Source organism: Mycoplasma sp. 1654_15 (assembly GCF_012516495.1).
Lineage (GTDB): Bacteria > Bacillota_I > Bacilli_A > Mycoplasmatales > Metamycoplasmataceae > Mesomycoplasma.
Map to the genome: position 1 here is coordinate 117,062 of NZ_CP051214.1, position 18,993 is coordinate 136,054.

Annotated in this window: 17 protein-coding genes; 7 read left to right on the forward strand and 10 right to left on the reverse strand. The window is 26.1% G+C overall.

All coding sequences use genetic code 4. The features are described 5' to 3' along the window. Nucleotides 1–21 precede the first annotated feature (21 nt). Nucleotides 22–1,416: a glucose-6-phosphate isomerase gene (locus HF996_RS00515; protein WP_168910158.1), complete on the forward strand. Its 1,395-nt coding sequence runs from the start codon at nucleotides 22–24 to the stop codon at nucleotides 1,414–1,416. A gap of 36 nt (nucleotides 1,417–1,452) precedes the next feature. Here the strand turns inward: HF996_RS00515 and HF996_RS00520 are convergent, their stop codons facing one another. From HF996_RS00520 to HF996_RS00545, 6 genes are all read right to left on the reverse strand, one after another. Further along, complete coding sequence (locus HF996_RS00520) at nucleotides 1,453–1,953, reverse strand: dUTP diphosphatase (RefSeq protein ID WP_168910159.1); 501 nt, start codon at nucleotides 1,951–1,953, stop codon at nucleotides 1,453–1,455. An 85-nt stretch (nucleotides 1,954–2,038) separates the two neighbouring features. Beyond that, entirely contained in the window at nucleotides 2,039–2,731 is a 693-nt protein-coding gene (locus HF996_RS00525; RefSeq protein WP_168910160.1) for a LemA family protein, read from the reverse strand. Nucleotides 2,732–2,747: 16 nt separating this feature from the next. After that, a complete protein-coding gene (locus HF996_RS00530) occupies nucleotides 2,748–4,748 on the reverse strand; it encodes a hypothetical protein (RefSeq protein ID WP_168910161.1) in 2,001 nt (666 codons plus the stop codon). Nucleotides 4,749–5,036: 288 nt separating this feature from the next. Then, nucleotides 5,037–6,017 (reverse strand): hypothetical protein, encoded by a 981-nt coding sequence (locus HF996_RS00535; RefSeq protein ID WP_168910162.1) that lies wholly within the window; start codon nucleotides 6,015–6,017, stop codon nucleotides 5,037–5,039. A gap of 32 nt (nucleotides 6,018–6,049) precedes the next feature. Then, the gene (locus tag HF996_RS00540; RefSeq protein WP_168910163.1) at nucleotides 6,050–6,244 is read right to left on the reverse strand and encodes a hypothetical protein; all 195 of its coding nucleotides are present in this window, start codon (nucleotides 6,242–6,244) and stop codon (nucleotides 6,050–6,052) included. Nucleotides 6,245–6,367: 123 nt separating this feature from the next. Further along, complete coding sequence (locus HF996_RS00545; RefSeq protein ID WP_168910164.1) at nucleotides 6,368–6,823, reverse strand: hypothetical protein; 456 nt, start codon at nucleotides 6,821–6,823, stop codon at nucleotides 6,368–6,370. Nucleotides 6,824–6,912: 89 nt separating this feature from the next. Between HF996_RS00545 and HF996_RS00550 the strand changes: the two genes are divergently transcribed. The 6 genes from HF996_RS00550 (at nucleotide 6,913) to HF996_RS00575 (ending at nucleotide 14,470) form a co-directional block, all read left to right on the forward strand. After that, entirely contained in the window at nucleotides 6,913–7,347 is a 435-nt protein-coding gene (locus HF996_RS00550; RefSeq protein WP_168910165.1) for a Dps family protein, read from the forward strand. A gap of 97 nt (nucleotides 7,348–7,444) precedes the next feature. Then, on the forward strand, nucleotides 7,445–9,046 hold the full coding sequence (locus HF996_RS00555; RefSeq protein ID WP_168910166.1) for an APC family permease: 1,602 nt from the start codon (nucleotides 7,445–7,447) through the stop codon (nucleotides 9,044–9,046). 121 nt (nucleotides 9,047–9,167) lie between these two features. Continuing rightward, nucleotides 9,168–10,784: an ABC-F family ATP-binding cassette domain-containing protein gene (locus HF996_RS00560; protein WP_168910167.1), complete on the forward strand. Its 1,617-nt coding sequence runs from the start codon at nucleotides 9,168–9,170 to the stop codon at nucleotides 10,782–10,784. Beyond that, the gene (mnmE, locus tag HF996_RS00565) at nucleotides 10,784–12,118 is read left to right on the forward strand and encodes a tRNA uridine-5-carboxymethylaminomethyl(34) synthesis GTPase MnmE (RefSeq protein ID WP_168910168.1); all 1,335 of its coding nucleotides are present in this window, start codon (nucleotides 10,784–10,786) and stop codon (nucleotides 12,116–12,118) included. The genes HF996_RS00560 and mnmE overlap by 1 nt, the downstream gene beginning before the upstream one ends. A gap of 334 nt (nucleotides 12,119–12,452) precedes the next feature. Beyond that, nucleotides 12,453–13,568, forward strand: coding sequence for a DUF4573 domain-containing protein (locus HF996_RS00570; protein WP_217349329.1), 1,116 nt, complete (start codon nucleotides 12,453–12,455; stop codon nucleotides 13,566–13,568). 464 nt (nucleotides 13,569–14,032) lie between these two features. Beyond that, nucleotides 14,033–14,470 carry a hypothetical protein gene (locus tag HF996_RS00575; RefSeq protein ID WP_168910169.1) on the forward strand — a complete coding sequence of 146 codons (438 nt, stop codon included), beginning with the start codon at nucleotides 14,033–14,035 and terminating at the stop codon, nucleotides 14,468–14,470. A gap of 501 nt (nucleotides 14,471–14,971) precedes the next feature. On the opposite strand, the gene HF996_RS00580 is transcribed toward HF996_RS00575, so the two are convergent. The 4 genes from HF996_RS00580 to HF996_RS03950 all read right to left on the reverse strand — a co-directional run bounded on the left by HF996_RS00580 (nucleotide 14,972) and on the right by HF996_RS03950 (nucleotide 18,993). After that, nucleotides 14,972–15,733, reverse strand: coding sequence for a DUF3800 domain-containing protein (locus HF996_RS00580; RefSeq protein WP_168910170.1), 762 nt, complete (start codon nucleotides 15,731–15,733; stop codon nucleotides 14,972–14,974). Beyond that, nucleotides 15,717–16,487, reverse strand: coding sequence for a hypothetical protein (locus HF996_RS00585; protein WP_168910171.1), 771 nt, complete (start codon nucleotides 16,485–16,487; stop codon nucleotides 15,717–15,719). Before HF996_RS00585 ends, HF996_RS00580 begins: the two co-directional genes overlap by 17 nt. 107 nt (nucleotides 16,488–16,594) lie before the next feature. Next, nucleotides 16,595–17,284 carry an N-acetylmannosamine-6-phosphate 2-epimerase gene (locus tag HF996_RS00590; RefSeq protein WP_334199181.1) on the reverse strand — a complete coding sequence of 230 codons (690 nt, stop codon included), beginning with the start codon at nucleotides 17,282–17,284 and terminating at the stop codon, nucleotides 16,595–16,597. A 26-nt stretch (nucleotides 17,285–17,310) separates the two neighbouring features. Then, a complete protein-coding gene (locus HF996_RS03950) occupies nucleotides 17,311–18,993 on the reverse strand; it encodes a sodium:solute symporter family transporter (RefSeq protein WP_217349330.1) in 1,683 nt (560 codons plus the stop codon).

Genomic DNA, 18,993 nt, shown 5'->3' on the forward strand with positions numbered 1-18,993 from the left:
AATACACTAAAAGGAATTACTATGTCAGTTAATAATACAGATACAAAAGAAAATATTTTATTAGAAATTCAAGATGTTAATTTTGATTGAAAAAGTGAAGTTAAAAAACTAGAATATCAAAGATTAATAAGACAAAATAATAATAAAATTAATTCAACCTCAAAAGGAATTCCAGAAAAACTAGACTTTGATGGGCAAAATTTTTTAGGTTGAGCTAATTTTTCAGAATATGATTGATTAGTAAATGGTTCATCTTATAGCTACCAAGAACTAATAAGAATGCAAAAAATTAAAAAAAGACTTTTAGATAAAAAAGTCGAATTATTAGTAGTTATTGGAATTGGTGGTTCATATTTAGGAGCAAAAGCTGCTATTGACTTTATAAATGGTAGTTTACCTAATATTGATCGAAGTAATGCAATGGAAGTAATGTTTGTTGGAACTTCATTGTCTTCTGCTGACTTGTATCAAAAATTAAGTTATGCAAGTACTAAAAGATTTGCTATTAACGTAATTTCCAAATCAGGAACCACAATTGAACCTGCAATAGCCTTTAGAGAGTTTAGAAAACTTTTAGAAAATCAAGAAAATGGTTATATAAGAGACTTGATTTTTGTAACAACTGATAGAAAAAAAGGTGCATTACTAGAAATAGCTAAAGCAACTGTAGATCCAGAAAGCATTTTTAGAATTCCAGATGATATGGGAGGAAGATTTAGTGTTTTATCAGCTGTTGGATTTTTTCCTATGTTATGTGCAGGAATTGATGTCAAAAGAGTGATTAAAGGAGCTTCATTAGCTGCTCAAAAATATTCTCAAGATTTAGATATTTGACATTCTAATCCGGCTTATGTTTATGCTTTAATAAGATTTTTAATGTATAAAAAATTTAGCAAAAAAGTTGAAATTTTAATAGGTTATGAACCATATTTAGCATTTTTTAATGAGTGGTGGAAACAACTTTTTGGTGAATCAGAAGGTAAAGATGAAAAAGGACTATTACCTGCTTCAGTAATTTTTAGTACAGATTTACATTCATTAGGTCAATTTATTCAACAAGGTTCACAAATTTTCTTTGAAACTACAATTTTTATTGAAAAACCAATGTATGACTTAGTGGTAAGTAGACACAGACAAAATCAAGATAATTTAAACACACTTGCTGACAATTCAGTTTCTATTCATACTTTGAATCAAATGGTATTTCAAGCAACCTTAGAAGCGCACTCTAAAACTGCTAAAATTCCTAATATAGTCTTGAAATTGAAGGATAATAGCCCAGAAACATTTGGATGATTAGTAATGTTTTTTGAAAGAGCTTGTGCTATGTCTGCCTTTTTATTAGAAGTAAATCCATTTAATCAACCAGGGGTTGAAGTTTATAAACATAATCTTAAAAAAATACTATCAGAGTAAATTTAGCTTCAAAAAACCAGCAAATTGCTGGTTTTTTTAATAATTCGATTTTATTCTCTCAATATTAATTCTTGCTTTGTTCAAATAGGCAGTTTTTATTTCATCAAAAGTAAATTCAAGAAGAGAAATAAAGCCTAAAAAGTATTCAAACAGTTCTTTCAAGTCTTCGGTTTTTGTTGAATAACCAAATTTTGTAGCTAAATAAAAAGTTTTTAAAAACTGACTATCTAAATCTTTGTTTTCTACAATTTTAGCTTCTAAAATGAAGCTCAAGTTATGTTCAATAGCTAAAGAAGAAAGAAAATGTATTGCATCAACATATTCTTCTTTTACTTTTTCAACATTATTTTTTTTGTTTACTTTTCAATATTTAAAAGATTCTATTTCATTAGCAAATTCAGCAATTTCAACTATCAATGCCATAACTTTTTGCTCAGAAATTTTCTTAGGATTTACTTCTTGTTTTCTTTCTTTCATTGATTCAATAAATAAAAGATCTAGTTTTTTTTGTTGCTCAAAAATATCTCTAAAATTCATAAAAAAATTATATTAATTTACTTAAAAAGGCAAAATAAAAAAACAAACTATTTGTTTGTTTTTTGTATTTATAACTATTTTTATATTATTTATTAAAATCACTTAAACCTGACATATCAACATCTTTTTTCTGTTCTTCAGAAGCGATAAATAAAGGTAGTGTATATAATTTCATTTTTTCTGCTTTAATAACTGCAGGATAAAGCATAATACTTTGATTAAATTGAGTAACATCTATATTATAAAGTCTTCTAGCTGCTGCAATTTCGTTTTCAATGTATTGACTAGTACTCATTAAATCAACTATGATTGAATCAGCTTTTAAGTTTGGATATTGTTCATAAGCGATGTTAATGTCTCTTGCAATTGAATTCATTAAAATTTGTTCTTTGTTAGACTCGTTAATATTGTTTCTTGCAGTTTTTCCTGATCTTAGTTCTGCAACTTTTGTGTAAGTATCATTTTCAAATTTTAAATATGCTTTTGTTTGTTCAAATAATTTAATCAAAGTGTCTCTTCTTTTTGCTAAATTAACTTCAATTGAACTAGCAGAGTTATTGATTTTTAATTGTTGTGAATTAAATTTATTTGGTCAACTAACAAATCAAAGATATAAAAATATAAAAAATCCTATAACTGTTAGAGAAGTTAAAACAACAAAAATTCAAAATGAAGTTTTTTGTGATTGTGATGCGACAGCATTTATTGCTTCATTTTGAACGTTTGGATTAAATCCTTCTTTATTTTCTGGTCTTTCTTGTCTTGTATCTAATAACATAATTTTCCTTTTTGAATTAATCGTTCATTATTTCGTCTATTAATTTTACTACTTTTTTCATTTTTGTTATATCTGTATCACCATTATTTACTAAAACAATAACTCTTGATTCTTCTGTAATAGTTTTAATTTGTTCTTCTTCCAAAATAGATGTTAGCTCTTGTATTTGTTGCGTTTTATCTTGTATTGGAAACATTTGTAGGTATTTTAAAAAAGTTCTAAGTTGGAAAGGAATAAAAGAAAAATGTCTTCAGTTTTGTTGTCAAATATTATTATTTTCTTCAGTTTTTTCTTCATTTATGAAGGATTTTGCTTTAGTCTTGTTAACTATAAAAATACCTTTTTCTTCTGTCATTTTATAAAATCTTTCGTAAGGAACATCAATAATATGACAACCTGTATGTTTACCACAAACTCTAATACTATCAATTAATTTTTTGGAATAATAAGAATTTAAATTTACATCAATTGCTAATATTGTTTCTTCTTCATTTCAGTATTCTCAGTTTTCCAGAGTTAATCAAGATCTAGTTGTATTTTCGCCTTTTATAAAACTAAAGTGGCGTCAATAAGTTCAAATTAAAGTTTTTCAATCATCTCTTATTATTTCATCTATTTCTTGTTTTTGTTGACTAATTCTGTAATTATGATTTGTTAAATAACTTTCTCTATTAAATACAGGAAAAACAAAAATAAGTGAAAGAGCTTGAATTAAACTATAAAGATATGGAGAACAAGATTCTTTTATTTTGTCAAAATTTTCTTGAGGTGTTTTATATAAATATAATAGTTGATTAAAAGAAGAAGTGTTAAACTTTTTAAAAAAATTTACACGAGAAAGAGCTTCTCTATTTATGAAAAAGTTAGAATCTATTTTATATAATTCATGTTCAATTCCTAGATTTTTTAACGATACAATATCTTCTTGAGTTTTGATAGTTAAAAATTCTAATATGGGAGCAGACATTTGGTCTTCGTAATAATCATAGTCTAAACAAACATCAGAATTAATACATCTTATTGGACGAAGTTCTTCATTATGAAATCTAATATCAATTTTTTTCTGAAATTCTGAATTTTCAAAAACTAGTTTTTTTCTTTTTTTAGGAAATTCTGCCATATTTAAATCAAAACTAATTTCTGGATGAAAGTTAGTTTTAGACATTAATAAATATCTAGGAGTTAAAAATGGTGTTTCTTCATAATGAGTCGCTGTTAAAGTCTCATACCTAGTTTCTGTATAAGTTTCTCAAGTCCCATTAACTTTTCTTCTTCTAACAACAGTATATGGATAACTTTCTGATCGGCTAGTTTGAACAGTTCTAAAATAATGCCTAATTATTTCTGCATCCACAAAAGGAGTGGATTTGTAATAAAAAGAAATATAGTTATCTATGCTAACAAGAGTAGGTTTTAAAAGAGATTTTTCATTTAACAAAAGACTATAGCGTTCAGGTTGAAAATCATAAAATATAGATTTATAAGCATCTTCAGAGTAGGTAAAACCTCACTTTTTAAATACATATAAAGCTATAGTTTTGTAATTAATTTTTCCAAATAATATTGAATTATAATCTTCAATATTTTTTATTAATTTATTAATTGCGTCTTTTTTTTCTTGACGAAATTGAACAAAATTATTTATATCTTTTCTTAATTCTTTAAATTTTGGGATTAAGAAAAATCCTACAATTAAAAGGCAAAGTAAGATAATTCCAATAGATTTTATTTTTTTTAAAGTAATTTTATTTGATTTTTTATAGTCGTCAATTGCTTTATTTAACTCTTCAATTTGTGAAAAATCATCTTCGATTTTATTAACTAATTCTTCATTTTCTTTTGCAAACTCTTCAAAAAATAGATCCAAGACCAGAGGAACAGAATCGTATCCATTTCTAAAAAAGTTTTGTACAGGATCATTAGTTACTTTAGAATAATTAAACAAAGGATTATTGCTTTTTAATATTTGTTTAAGTTCTTCTTCTTTTTGTGATTTATTTTCTGATAAATAGTCCATATATTCGTCTAAATATTTTTACACTTTCAATATTAAATTGTTTATCTAAATAATTGTTATATAAAATTACAGGTAGTTTAAAATTGTAAATTTATAACCTTTAAAATCATTGATAATGTAAACATTATTTTTATCTAAATAAGTATAAATACATTTTAGATTTGATTTTTTAAGTTTTGTTTTAATTAGTATAATAAGTTATCTTTCTTTCTGTTTATGTGTTATATTTAGTGAGTAAAATTGTTTTACTAACTAAATATAACACAAATTTTAACGATTTATTTCTTATTACTTATTTTGTTTTAATTTATCATATTCTTTAGTTAAATCAGTTATTGTTTTATATTTATCTAATTGTTGGTTTGTCGAACCATCTTTTGTGATTATTTTAACATAAAAAGTAGAAGGTTCATCATTATTTTTTCACATATGGCTACTAAAGAAAGTTTTTCAGTTATCAACATTTACATTTTCATCTAACATAAACGAATCTTCTGATTGGTTAGAGTTGTTTGCTATTATTTGAATTGATTTAATATTGTTGGAAATATGTTTTAACACAAAATCTGTAAAAAAGTTTTTAGGGTTGTTGTTTAAAACAGAATTTCCATTAGTAGTTGTTTTTTCATTTTCTGGAGAATATGATGAAGTTGAAGTACGAGTAAATACTTCCTGTTTTGGAGTATTAGTTTCTTGTGTTTGAGTTTCTTGTTTTGTAGTAGTTTGTGTTTCAGATTTTGGAGTTTCGGTTTTTTGTGTTGGACTTTGTTGTTCTGTAGTAGTTTGTGTTTCAGATTTTGGAGTTTCGGTTTCTTGTGTTGGGGTTTCTTGTGTTGGGGTTTCTTGTGTTGGGGTTTCTTGTGTTGGGGTTTCTTGTTTTGTAGTTTCAGTTTTTGGAGTATTAGTTTCTTGTGTTGGTGTAGTTTCGGTTTCTTGTGTTGGACTTTGTTGTTCTGGAGTAGTTTGTGTTTTTGGAGTTTCTTTTGTTGGAGTTTCTTTTGTTGGAGTTTCTTTTGTTGGAGTTTCAGTTTTTGGAGTATTAGTTTCTTGTGTTGGTGTAGTTTCGGTTTCTTGTGTTGGACTTTGTTGTTCTGGAGTAGTTTGTGTTTTTGGAGTTTCTTTTGTTGGAGTTTCTTTTGTTGGAGTTTCGGTTTTTGGAGTTTTAGTTTCTTCTTGTGTTTTTTGACAAGAAACAAATCCAATAAACGATACTACAGGTAATAATGTAAAAGTTGATAACAATAATGAATTTTTTAATTTTTTATTCATTTTAATTTTCCTTCTATTTAAAAATATAATGTTTATTTAATTGTTTTTGTTTTGTTTTTATTATTTTTATTTAATTTTTCTTTGAATATATTAAGTTTGGGTTTAACCACATTTTCATAATGAGTTAGTAAAAAATCTTCTACTTTTTGAGGATTATATTCTTTCATAAAATGTTCTAAGTTTTCATTTTGAGTAAATAAATATTCAACAGTAGATTCAGCACTCATTTAACATTAGAATAACCTCTAATATGTCATATTTAATAGCATCAGGTTCTAAAATACTTGAAATAGTACTTGTTTTAAATTTTACAATTTTTTGATTTTCTTTTTACATAATTTTCTAATTATTTAACAAATTTTTTCAGGATCATCATAGTCAATTAAATCATTAGTTTCAATAAAATCTAATGATAAAAATTTATTAAATTTATTTCAATAGTAGTTATATGCTAATTTGTTTTCCAGCTCAATGTTTTCTATATGACTATTTTGCATGGTAATAAAATATAATAAATTTTTTTCCTTATCAGGTCTATATAATACCTTTTTAACTTGAAAAAATCTACCATTTGCTAAAAAATTTATATTGTCAGCTTTTTCTTTTTTAGTCTTTATGTGTACAGGAATAATGTTCAGTTCATTTTCTGGTCCATTTAGTTTTTGAGCTCTCATAAAATCAAGGGTTCAAGAAAAATCACTGTCTTCATTTTCGAAGTCAGAGAACTTCATTTTTCTTCCTGAAAAATCAAATGCTAGTTCACAATTGTCAAAATACTTTCTTCAAATTAATGTTTTTAAATCCATTTTAGTTTCCTTTCATTTCCAAAAAATTATATTAATTTAACAAGATTTGTAGTTTTGTAAAAATCAGTTTTTCTTATATAATTTTACACATGAAAAAATTATTAGAAAGATTAAATACATTATTATCTACTTTAATAGTGTTTCAATCAAATGTAAAAAATTTTCACTGACATATTAAAGGAAATGACTTTTTTATTTTCCATAAATATACAGACAAACTTTCAGCGCAAACACTTGGTTTTGTAGATGAAGTAGCAGAAAAATTAATAATGCTTGATCAAGTTGTAGAAACTAAATTTGAAAAAATTTTAAAATCAAGTTTAGTACAACAATTTGAAGGAGAAATTATTTCATCCAAACCAGCTACAGAAAGAATTATTAATCAAATTGAAGTAATTTTAGCAAGTTGCAAAGCTATTCAATCAACAGAAGATGAATCTATGTTTTTAGTTGCACCATTAATAGATGAAATAGTTTTATTTTTCCATAAATTTTTATGACAATTTAAATCTTCTATACAGTAATTTTTTATCTTTTAAATAATCTAGCAATAAATTTGAATTTATTGCTATTTTTTGCTTTTCTGTTATAATAAGTTGAAAAAAATTTGCAAAGGACAAAATGACAGTAAAAAACGCTAGAAAATTAGGTTTTTTTGCAGCATTAGCGATGCTGGTTGGTTCAGTTGTTGGAGTAGGAATTTTCTTTAAAAATGGTTCCATCCAAAGAGTAACTGAATCACAAGGTATCACTTGATTACTATCTTGAGTTATTGGTGGTATTATTTCGCTTATTGTAGCAATAAACTTTTCAGAAATTAGTTTTCTGAAACCTTCAAAATTAAATGGTTTATCCAATTGACTATATAGATCTGGAGGCAAGAAGATAGGATACTTTACAAGTTTTTCCTATGCATTTTTCTATTATCCAATCTTAGCAATGACATTAGGTGTCATATTATCAGAAGTTTTAGTATTTTTCATCGGAGTAGCTGCTGGAAAAGACATTTCTTTACCATATTATGCACACTTTTTAATTGGATCTTCATTTATTTTATGTTATTTAATATTAAATCATTTTTCAATAAAAATATCAGGGTGACTAGCATTAGTTACAACAGTATTAAAATTTGTACCGTTAATATTTGCATTAATCCTTGGTTTAGCATTGGCAAACACTCATATAGTAGAACCAAATTCTAATAAACTAACAAATGCTTTTAATAACACAACTTTTGATATAAGTAAATTAATTTTAGCTCTTCCTGCTGTATTATTTGCTTATGATTCATTTTTATCTATAGGTTTATTCCAGAAAAAAGTAGTAAATCCTAGAAAAACAGTACCAAGAACACTTGTTATTTCTATGATTATTATTGTTACTGTATATTCACTTATAGCTCTTTCTTCAGTATTTCATAACTCAGGAAGTATTTCAGGAATTATTTCTGATGTATTTGAAAAAGAAGTAGCGGATCCAGTAAATATTGTGGTTACTTTCTTCTTGCTTATTTCTGTAGTTGGAGTTACAAATGCAGTTTCATCTGCTACTTTAATACAAATGCAAGATCAAACCAGAATTAAAACAGTATTTGGTGTTAGATTTTTAGCAAAAAAACTTGGAGAAACAAAAGCATCTTGAATTTTATTAGCTTTAAACTTTTTATTTTGAATTTTAGTAATTCAAGTACCAAGTTTAGCGGCTCCATTTCTAACTACTGCTAGAACTGAAACAGGTGTGCCTATTCCAGGTAAGTTTACTACTGGAACAGGGACAGATGTATTATTAGATTATATGTCTAATGCTCCAACAGTTTTCTTCTTTGTTTTATATGGTTTATCATTAGCAACATACTCTTTAAGAAGAAACAAAATAGCTAATCCTAAGAATAGACATAACACAATAATTTTCCATACAATTACTATTATTGGTATTTCAGTAATAGCTATTATGGAAATTGCATATATCTATTCTTTAATTGCAGCTTTTGTAAATAAACCATGAGCAAGTTCAGGTGCAGGTATATTTGCGGATAATGGATTAATACTTCCTTGAACCTATGCTTTTGTAGTATTTATTGTTCAATTCTTTATGTTTGTTGGTTTACCAGTAGTTAATTACTTATTGATAAAAGGTATTGAAAAAAGAGATATTATTAAACAATTTTCTCATTTAGTAGAATTAACTCCAGAAGAACTTGAACAAGAAGGATTTGAATTTTAAATCTTAGGTAATACTAAGTAAATGAATAAAAATCAAACTAAAAATCAGTTTGATTTTTATTTTTCAAACTCATTAAAATATATTAAAATAATAAAACTAAATTTTTAAAGAAGGAGACAAAATGTTAGAGATTATAGAATTATCAAAAATATTTTCAGATAAAAAATTATTTGAAAATGCGAATTTAAAATTTGTAGAAGGAAATACTTATGGAATCATTGGAGCAAATGGTGCAGGAAAGTCTACTTTTTTAAAAATATTGTCTGGTGCTGTTGAACCGAGTTCAGGGCAAATAATTAAAACTCCTGGGCAAAGAATTTCTGTTCTTTCTCAAGATCATAATCAATATGATGAATACAATGTTACTGATGTAGTTATAATGGGAAATGAAGAACTTTATAAGATTCAAGAAGAAAAAAATAGAATTTATGCTGATGAAAATGCTACTGAAGACGATTATACAAGAGCAAGCGAATTAGAAGAAAAATTCGGAATGCTAGGTGGTTGAAATGCAGAAAACGATGCGCAAACACTGTTGTCTGAACTAAATATTCCAAAAGAAGCTTGAAATTTGAAGCTAAAAGATTTAAAAGCTTCACAAAAAGTTAAAGTATTATTAGCGAAAGCTCTTTTTGGTGAACCTGATATTTTAATAATGGATGAACCAACCAACCATCTTGATATTAAATCAATTAAATGATTAGAAGAATTTTTAGTTAATTACAAAAATATAGTTATTGTTGTTTCTCACGATAGCGATTTTTTAGATCAAGTTTGTACACATACAGTTGACATTGATTTTGGAGAAGTTAAATTATTTACTGGAAACTATACATTTTGAAAAGAATCTTCTGCTTTAATTAAAGAAATGCAAAAGAATGCAAATGCTAAAAAAGAAGAACAAATAGCAAAATTACAAGCATTTATAGCAAAATTTTCCGCCAATGCTTCTAAATCATCACAAGCTACTTCTAGAAAGAAATCCTTAGAAAAAATTACATTAGATGAAATAAAACCATCTTCAAGAAAATATCCATTTATTCGTTTTAACGTTTATCCAAAACCAGGAAAACAAATTCTAACAGTAGAAAATCTTTCCTATAAAAATCCAGAAACAAATGAAGTTTTATTTGATAATATTTCTTTTACATTAACACCAAATGAAAAAATGGTAATTTTTGGTGAAGATGATTTAGTCAAAACAAAATTATTAGATATTTTAGCTCTAAAAGAAAAACCAACAACAGGAACAGTTACTTGAGGAAATACTATAGTTTCAGATTATTTTCCAAGTAATAATGCTTCATTTTTCAATAAAGATTTAAACTTATTAGAGTGATTGAGCCAATGACCTTTAAACAACACACTAGAAGAAAACAAAGACAATTCAGATCACAGAATGAGAAGTTTTTTAGGAAGAATGTTATTCAACGGTGATCAAGTATTTAAAAATGTAAAAGTTACCTCAGGTGGTGAAAAAGTAAGATTAATGTTTTCTAAAATGATGCTAACAGAATCTAACTTTTTAATTTTTGACCAACCTTTAGATCATTTAGATTCAGAATCCATCGACTCAGTTATTGAAGGATTACAAGCTTATAACTCTGGAATTATTTTTACAACCTACAACAGAGCAATGATTAAAAAAGTAGCAAATGTTATTTTAGATATTCGTTCAGATGCAAGCTACATTTTTAAAGGAACTTTAGAAGAATACGAAGAAAAAATGGGGTACTAATGCTAAATGATACAATAGTTGCTATTGCATCAGGATTAGTCAATCAAGCTATTTCCATCATCAGAATTTCAGGACCAGAAGCTTTTTCTACAGTTGCAAAGATCTTTAAAGGAAAAGTCGGAAGTACAGCTAAAGAAATTACTTATGGTTGAATTCATAACAACGAAGAACTCATTGACGAGGTTTTAGTTTTATGATTTAAAGGTTCTAACAATTTTGTAGGTGAAGACACAGTTGAAATAAATGCTCATGGAGGAGTATTAAATACAAATTTAATACTCGAACTTCTTTTATCTCAACCAAACGTTCGCTTAGCAGAAAAAGGGGAGTTTTCTAGACGTTCTTTTTTAAATGGAAAAATGGATTTAATTAAAGCACAAGCTATTAATGATTTAATAATGGCTCGTACAAAAAAGCAAGCACAATTTTCGATTCAACAATTTTCAGGAAAAACAAGTGCTTTTATAAACGAACTTATCAACGATTTGTTGCATATAATAGCAACAATTGAAGTAAATATAGACTATCCAGAATACGATGATGTAGAAATACTCACAAACGAAGTTTTATTACCCAAACTTGAATTATTAGTTTCTAAATTTGAAAAAACTATTGAGCAATCACAAAGAGCAAGAGTTATTTTTGATGGTATCAACGTAGCACTAGTAGGAACTCCCAACGTTGGAAAATCTTCTCTATTAAATGCTCTAATTGAACAAGATAAATCTATTGTAAGTGATATTGCAGGAACTACAAGAGATGTTGTTGAAGCTTCATTTGTATTATCAGATATTATTTTTAAGTTAGTAGATACTGCAGGTATCAGGGAAGCAAAAAACAAAATTGAACAAATAGGAATAAAAAAGTCTTTGGAACAAATCAAACTAGCTTCAATAGTTTTACATGTTTTAGATGCAACTAAAGACGAAAATGAATTTGACAAACTCATTGAAGAACATAGCAAAGATAAAGATTATATAAAGGTTTATAACAAAAAAGACTTACTATCATCTGTCAAAACAAACACTAATAAAATATTTGTTTCAGCTAAAAACAATGATGTTAGTCAACTAGAAGACTATATTAAAAAACACTATGTTGATAATATACAAGAAAATGAAGATATTATTACAAACACTAGATCATTATCATTGATAAATTTAGCTTATAATAACTTAAAAGAAGCAATAAACTCACTTAGAAACGGATTTAGTCCAGACATAGTAATTGTTGATTTAACTCAATCTTGAAAGGACTTAAAATCTATACTAGGTGATTCAGACAATGAATCATTATTAGATTCAATATTTTCAAATTTTTGTTTAGGAAAATAGCTTTATTATTTAAAAAAATTCAATTCTTATACTTTGTTTGAGCGTAAATAAGCAAAAAATATTAAACAAAAAAGAACAATATTTGCTCTTTTGTTTATCTAATAACTCTAACTTAACTTATTATTAAAGAAACTAACTCTTTAGCTGTGAATTTTTTATAAGCGCAAGCAAGCGTTCAGAATTGGCATTTAAAATAATTTTTTGCAAGATTCTTGTCTGTATACACTAAAGCATTTTTAGGTCAATAAGTAAGTAAATAGGTTCAGAGAAAATAAATTAATATATATTTGTATATAAAAAATACCTTCAAAAAAGAAGGTATTTTTTATTAAAGTTGTTTTATTTTGATTGTCCTGAACTTGTTAATCCAGTAGAACCGGTTGAACCTGTTGAACCAGTAGACCCTGTTGATCCTGTTGATCCAGTAGAACCGGTTGAACTAGTTGAACCTGTAGAACCTGTTGAACTAGTTGATCCAGTAGAACCTGTTGAACTAGTTGATCCAGTAGAACCTGTTGAACTAGTTGAACCTGTAGAACCTGTAGAACCTGTTGATCCAGTAGAACCTGTTGAACTAGTTGATCCAGTAGAACCGGTTGAACTAGTTGAACCTGTAGAACCTGTTGAACCAGTAGACCCTGTAGAACCTGTTGAACTAGTTGATCCTGTAGAACCTGTTGAACCTGTTGAACTAGTTGATCCTGTAGAACCTGTTGAACTAGTTGACCCTGTAGAACCTGTTGAACCGGTTGAACCGGTTGAACCTGTTGAACCAGTAGACCCTGTTGATCCTGTTGATCCAGTAGAACCGGTTGAACTAGTTGAACCTGTAGAACCTGTTGAACTAGTTGATCCAGTAGAACCTGTTGAACTAGTTGAACCTGTAGAACCTGTAGAACCGGTTGAACTAGTTGAACCTGTAGAACCTGTTGATCCAGTAGAACCGGTTGAACTAGTTGAACCTGTAGAACCTGTTGAACCAGTAGATCCTGTTTGACCATTTGTTGTTCTTCCTGGCATTGTCATTTTTAGAACTGGAGCGTCAACTTTAGATTTTTTTTGTTCTTGTTTAACTTTTTCTAACTCTGTTTTTAACTCTGTATTTTTAGTTTCGAGCTCTGTCACTTTGGTTTGTAAAGTTTCTGCCGTTGTTTTTAGAGAATTAATTTCAGTAGTTAATTCATTTTTTACTGTATTAGTTTTAGTTGTAATCTCAGTTTGTAAAGCTGTAATTTTAGTAGTTAAATCAGTAATTTGGTCAGCTACTGATTTACCTGGTTGTTCTTTAGTTTCCGCTTGTGTACCGCATGAAATCAATGCTACAACTGGTAATGATAAACCAGCTAATGGCAATAAGAATTTAGAAATTTTTTTTGTTTTAAATTTCATCTTGTTAATTTATACCTCTTTTATTTTTTGATTTAGATTTTTTAGGATTTTATATATATAAATATATATAAACTTTCGTTTTTTACACAACACAACATAAAATTTAAATATGAAAGTTTATTAATAAAATATTAAAATCTAAAATCCATAATTAAATTATAAAGAAAATTATTAAATAATATTAAAATTTTATTCAAATACTCTTTGCTACAGTGTAATTTTTCAAAATAATGAAATATCATTTTTATTAAAGGTTAATAGCTTTTAAAAAAGAAGAAAATCATTATACACTGTACACAAGCGGAAACTAGCGCTCCAGCTCCTACTGCTAATGCTGTAACAACTGAGCAATTAACTACTGCAAAAACAGAAATTATCAACAAACTTGAAGAACAAAAAACTTCAACTACTACTGATATCAATTCAACAAAAGAATCTTTAACTAAATTTCAAAAAAATGTTGAAAATCACTTAACAGATTCTTTAAAAATAACATTAGTAAAACAACTTACTACAGTAAATTTCTTGTTAGAAAAAGTAAAAGAATTATCTGACCAAATACACATAGTTTCTAAAGAACTATTAAGTAAAGATTTCGAAGATCAAAGTAATTCCCAAGACCAAATGAAAAAACAAGAGTTAGACAAATCTGAACAAGAAGTAGTTAAGGCTCTAACAGAACAAAAAACTGAAATTGAAAGCCAAATAAAAGAAAATAAAGAATTGATTCAAAAATTATCAGAAATAAAAGACGACTCTTTTTTAAATACCACAACAGGTTTAACTTTTGTATCTAGTTTAGAAAATAAAATTTTAGAATTACAAGATTTAAAAAGAGATTTAGAAAACACATTTAAAAAATCTGTAGCATTCCATAATTCAGTTGAACAAGCAAAATTCATAAAAGAAAAACAAGCAGACAAGAAAAAAATTAATTTTATAATAAGAGATTTATTTATTTAAGAAAATAAATATACAAAAAAACTGTGAATACTCACAGTTTTTTTGTATCTGTTAATAATTTTATATTATAAAGAGAACGTTAGGTTTTCCTAAGTATTGTTTTTGAACTTCCAGTTGTTGTAGTTTAGCATACAAGTTGGTAAGCATCGTCTTTATTGCTAATTGTTCATTGAACACATTTTGAAGTGATAATATTTCTTCTTTTAGTTCTTCAAGTTTTTTACCTTTTACTGTGCTTGTTAAGTTTTCTAATGACTCTTTTACTGTGTTAAATGCAGCAGTAGTTGAAGTATTTTGTGCTTCAATTTTTTGATAATTTTTGTTTTTGCACTAGTTAATTGCTCAGTTGTTACAGCGTTAACAGTAGGTGTTGGATTACCTGTGCCTGTTCTTGCACTTTGTAAGTGTAAAAACAAATTTATATAGAAAAATGAAGGAAATTTTTATCATTTTTCACTGTTTTTTAGTGTAAGAAAATAAAAAACTTTTGAATAATTAGTTTTAATAGTGAGTTATATTTTTTATCTTCTTAATTTGATTTTGTGGAACAAAAATTAAGTTATATGTTTGATTCAAAATATTATTAATTTTAGTTTTTTGTAAATAATTTAAATAATTATAAGAAAGATTTGCAATTAAATCAGAGGCTCTAATTATAGGCTTAAAAGCCGAATTTCAATATTTAAGATTAATGTCAACATCAAAAAATAAAGTGTCATTATATTCTGGATTTGATGTTCCTTTTAAATCTTCAGCAATCAATTTTTCTAAAGAATAATAACCATTAGATTTGGTAGTTTGTTGATCTAAATTAAGTCTTATATTTAATTTTTTGTTAATATCTAGTTTATTTTCTATTACTAGTTTTTCCAAAGTAGTTCTAATTAATCTTTTTATCATAAAGTCTTTAAATCTACCAATGCTTGATTTTTCTTCAAGAATTTGAGTATTAATGTCTTTAATAAATGTAGCAACTAATATAACAGAAGAAGAATCAACAATATTAAATATTTTTTCTTTGTGTTCAAACTTTATTTTAGAAGCTTTTAATTCCTTTAAATTTTTGTATATATAAAAAGACTTTCTTAATTTATTTTCCATATACAAGAATTTATTATGGGTTTTTAGTAAATCAGAATCATCTAAAAAATAAAAACCAGCATAAACAAAAACATTATCATTACTGTTTTTGTTAAAAACACCTGCATCATCAAAATAAAATCTTATAACTTGCTCTTTATCTTTCTTATCTATATTTTTCATAAATATTAGTATAAATTCAATTAAGAATCAATTTATTAAAAGTTGTTGAATCAATTTTTTTATTTTTATAGTAGTAAATTAAATTATCTTTAAAGTTTTTATCAACAAAAGTAAAAAAATATTGACTAAAAATAAAACAAGATTTAAAAAAAATAGATTCGTGAGTTTGCTGTTTATTGTTTAATAATTTTAAAGACTTTATTTTAGATTTTTCTAGTATAGTTTTTAATTTTGAAAATAACTGATTATCTATTTCAAAATCAAAATTTTGTAATTCAACAATGTTATTTTCATCTTTAAACAATTTATCTATTATTTGACTAATATTATGTTTTTTCTTCATTTCTAAAGCTATTTGCCTATTTTTTATAAACATTTTACTGGATAAAAAAAGATGAATAGACATTAAAATTACTAAAATAATTGCACTTATTGAAGTTACGACAATTGAGCTTGTATCCTCTTGGAATTCTTGAAATCTTGTTAGATTTTTGTTAAATATCAAAATCATAAAAATGCTAATAACAATATAAAAAGATATTACTGTTATATAAGAAATTATTCTAAGTAAAAAAAACTTTTTAAAATCAATTTGATTTTCATATTTTAAGTACAAATAATCTTCTAAAGAAAAAGGTTTTAATATTTTGGCTGTTAATTTAGAATAATGTTTTTCAAAAGAAAAAACAAATATAATCATTAAAAATAAAATAAAAGGCAAAATCATTATAATTATTAAGTGAGCTGTTGACATTAAACCTCCAAAATTAATAATTTAATTTTACTATAATAATTTTTATAAAAATAAAGAAAAAAGAAGAAAGTAAAAAAAGAGAACTTTTTGCTCTCTTTTTTTACTTTCTATAGTTTTATTTTGTCATAAAACTGTTTTGTAATATATTGAGGTCTTGTAATTGCTGAACCTACAACAACAGCGTCAGCATTACCTTTAATTAAAGCATCTCTTGCTTTTTTTGGAGTATCAAATCCACCTTCGGCTATTAATTTTAAATTATTTGCTTTACAAAGAGCTGAAGCTCATTTTAAAAAATGATAATCATTTTCTGTTGAAGAATTTTTTTTGGTTGTTTCTGTATAACCACGTAAAGTTGTTCCGATGTAATCAAAACCTAATTTAATTGATATTTCAACATCGTCATAATCAGAACAATCAGCCATCAGTTTTTGATGAGGAAATTTATGTTTTTTAAAATACTCTACCATTTGTTCTAATGTAGTATTTTTAGGTCTTTTTCTTAAAGTAGCATCTATGGCTATTATATCAACTTTGGTATCAATTAGTTGCTTAAGTTCCTTTATGGTAGGAGTTATAACTACATCAAATCTTTTATATTTCTTCTTAATTATTCCAATAATTGGAACTTTAAAGTCAGCGTTTATTATATCTTTAATATTATTTATTTGACTAGTTCTAATTCCTTCAGCTCCCGAACTTATTGCAGCTTTTGCCATTTTTAATACAGTTTTTCCACCATACATAGGCTCACCTTTTAAAACTTGACAAGAAACAATAAATGCTTTATTTTTCAATAATGTATCCATAATTTAGTATTAATTTAATTTTGTTGAATTTGTTCATGAACTATTTGTGTTAAGGAATCAAATTGTTGAACTAAATTCGAAAGTTGTTCTTTTCCTTTAGTTGTTTTTTTGTAAAGTTTTTCTTGTTTATAAATTAATTTCTCTAATTTTAATAAGTTATCAAATTCTTTTGTTTTGGTTCATACACTTAGATTAATAATAGATTTTTGCTTTAAAAATGAAGCAAAAATAAAAGAAGTAAAATAACCTATACTTAAAGAACTCAAGAATGAAATAATAGTAATTCAAGCAGGTCCAAACACTATTCTAGATGATTCAGGAATAAATTTTTGTGTCATCAGTCATAAAGGAAATGAGACAAGAAACCCACAAATTAAACCTACTAGAGCTCCTTGTGAATTAGTTCTTTTAGTAAATATTCCCAAAATAAATGTTCCTGCCACAGGAGCTGCAAACAATCCTATAATTGATAAGAAATAATTAATGATGTTTTCTTCTTTTGTATAAATTAGTAAAGCTGAAACCATAAAGCCAAAAATTCCAAAAACAATTATAAGAATTTTTGATCAAATATTAAGCGTTTTATCACTTGTTTGAGGATAAAAATATCTTCAAAAATCAACCACAATTGTTGTAACTAATGAATTTAAAGAAGAAGAAATTGTAGACTGACTAGCTGCAAAAACAGCAGAAAGAATCAAGCCACTAATTCCCATTGGAAGTACAGAAATAATAAAATAAGATAAAAGTTGATTGTTTGCTGCATTTTCTACACCTACTATTTGTGAAATTGCATTTGAATCATCAACATTGATTCCACGTGAAGAATAGTAAGTGTATAACATAGAACCTACACCATAAAATACTAATAAAGTAATAATTACTAAAATAATATTTATATGAATAGATTTTATTACTGCATTTATATTTTGTCCTGTTTTGTATCTTTGAACAATGTCTTGACTAGCTGTGTATGTAAAGGTATTTTCAATAATTTTAGAAAGAAAAATGAAGAAAATTCCTCCAGAAGCTAGGTCTATTTTTCATTGATTTTCTTTGGTAAAAAATGAGTATTTTATAGTATCAGAATTTCAATTTGTATATGCTAAACCAAAAATTAAAATAAGTAAAATACCTATAAAAAGAACAAATCCTTGAACTGCATCAGTTCAAAGCACTCCTTTAAATCCACCCAAAAAAGTGGAAATAACTACAACAACAATTACTATAAATAACAACAAGTAACTATTGATGTTTACAAATAAAGAAAGTGCTAAAGTTGGTATATATAAAACAATTGCAATCCTAAAAATGTGAAACAAAATGAAGGAAATTGAAGCAATTGCCCTTAAAGAATAACTAAATCTTTTTTGTAAATAAGCATATGCTGTAGATTCTGTCATTCTTCTATAAAATGGAATTACAAACTTAATTAAAATAGGAACTACTAAGAAAAAAGAAAGTTGTGTGATTGCTCACATTCAACCCGTTTTAAAAGCAATCCCTGGAGTTGATAAAAAAGTAATGGAACTAAGTCCTGTAGCTCAAATAGATAATCCAATTACTATAGCAGGAATCTTCATTCCTTTTGCAGTTAAGTACTTGGAATTATCAAATTGACCTTTTGCTTTTTGGTGTTTTGCTTGTAAAAAGAAGTAAGCTGACATTGCTAACATTGCAATAAGATAAAACACCAT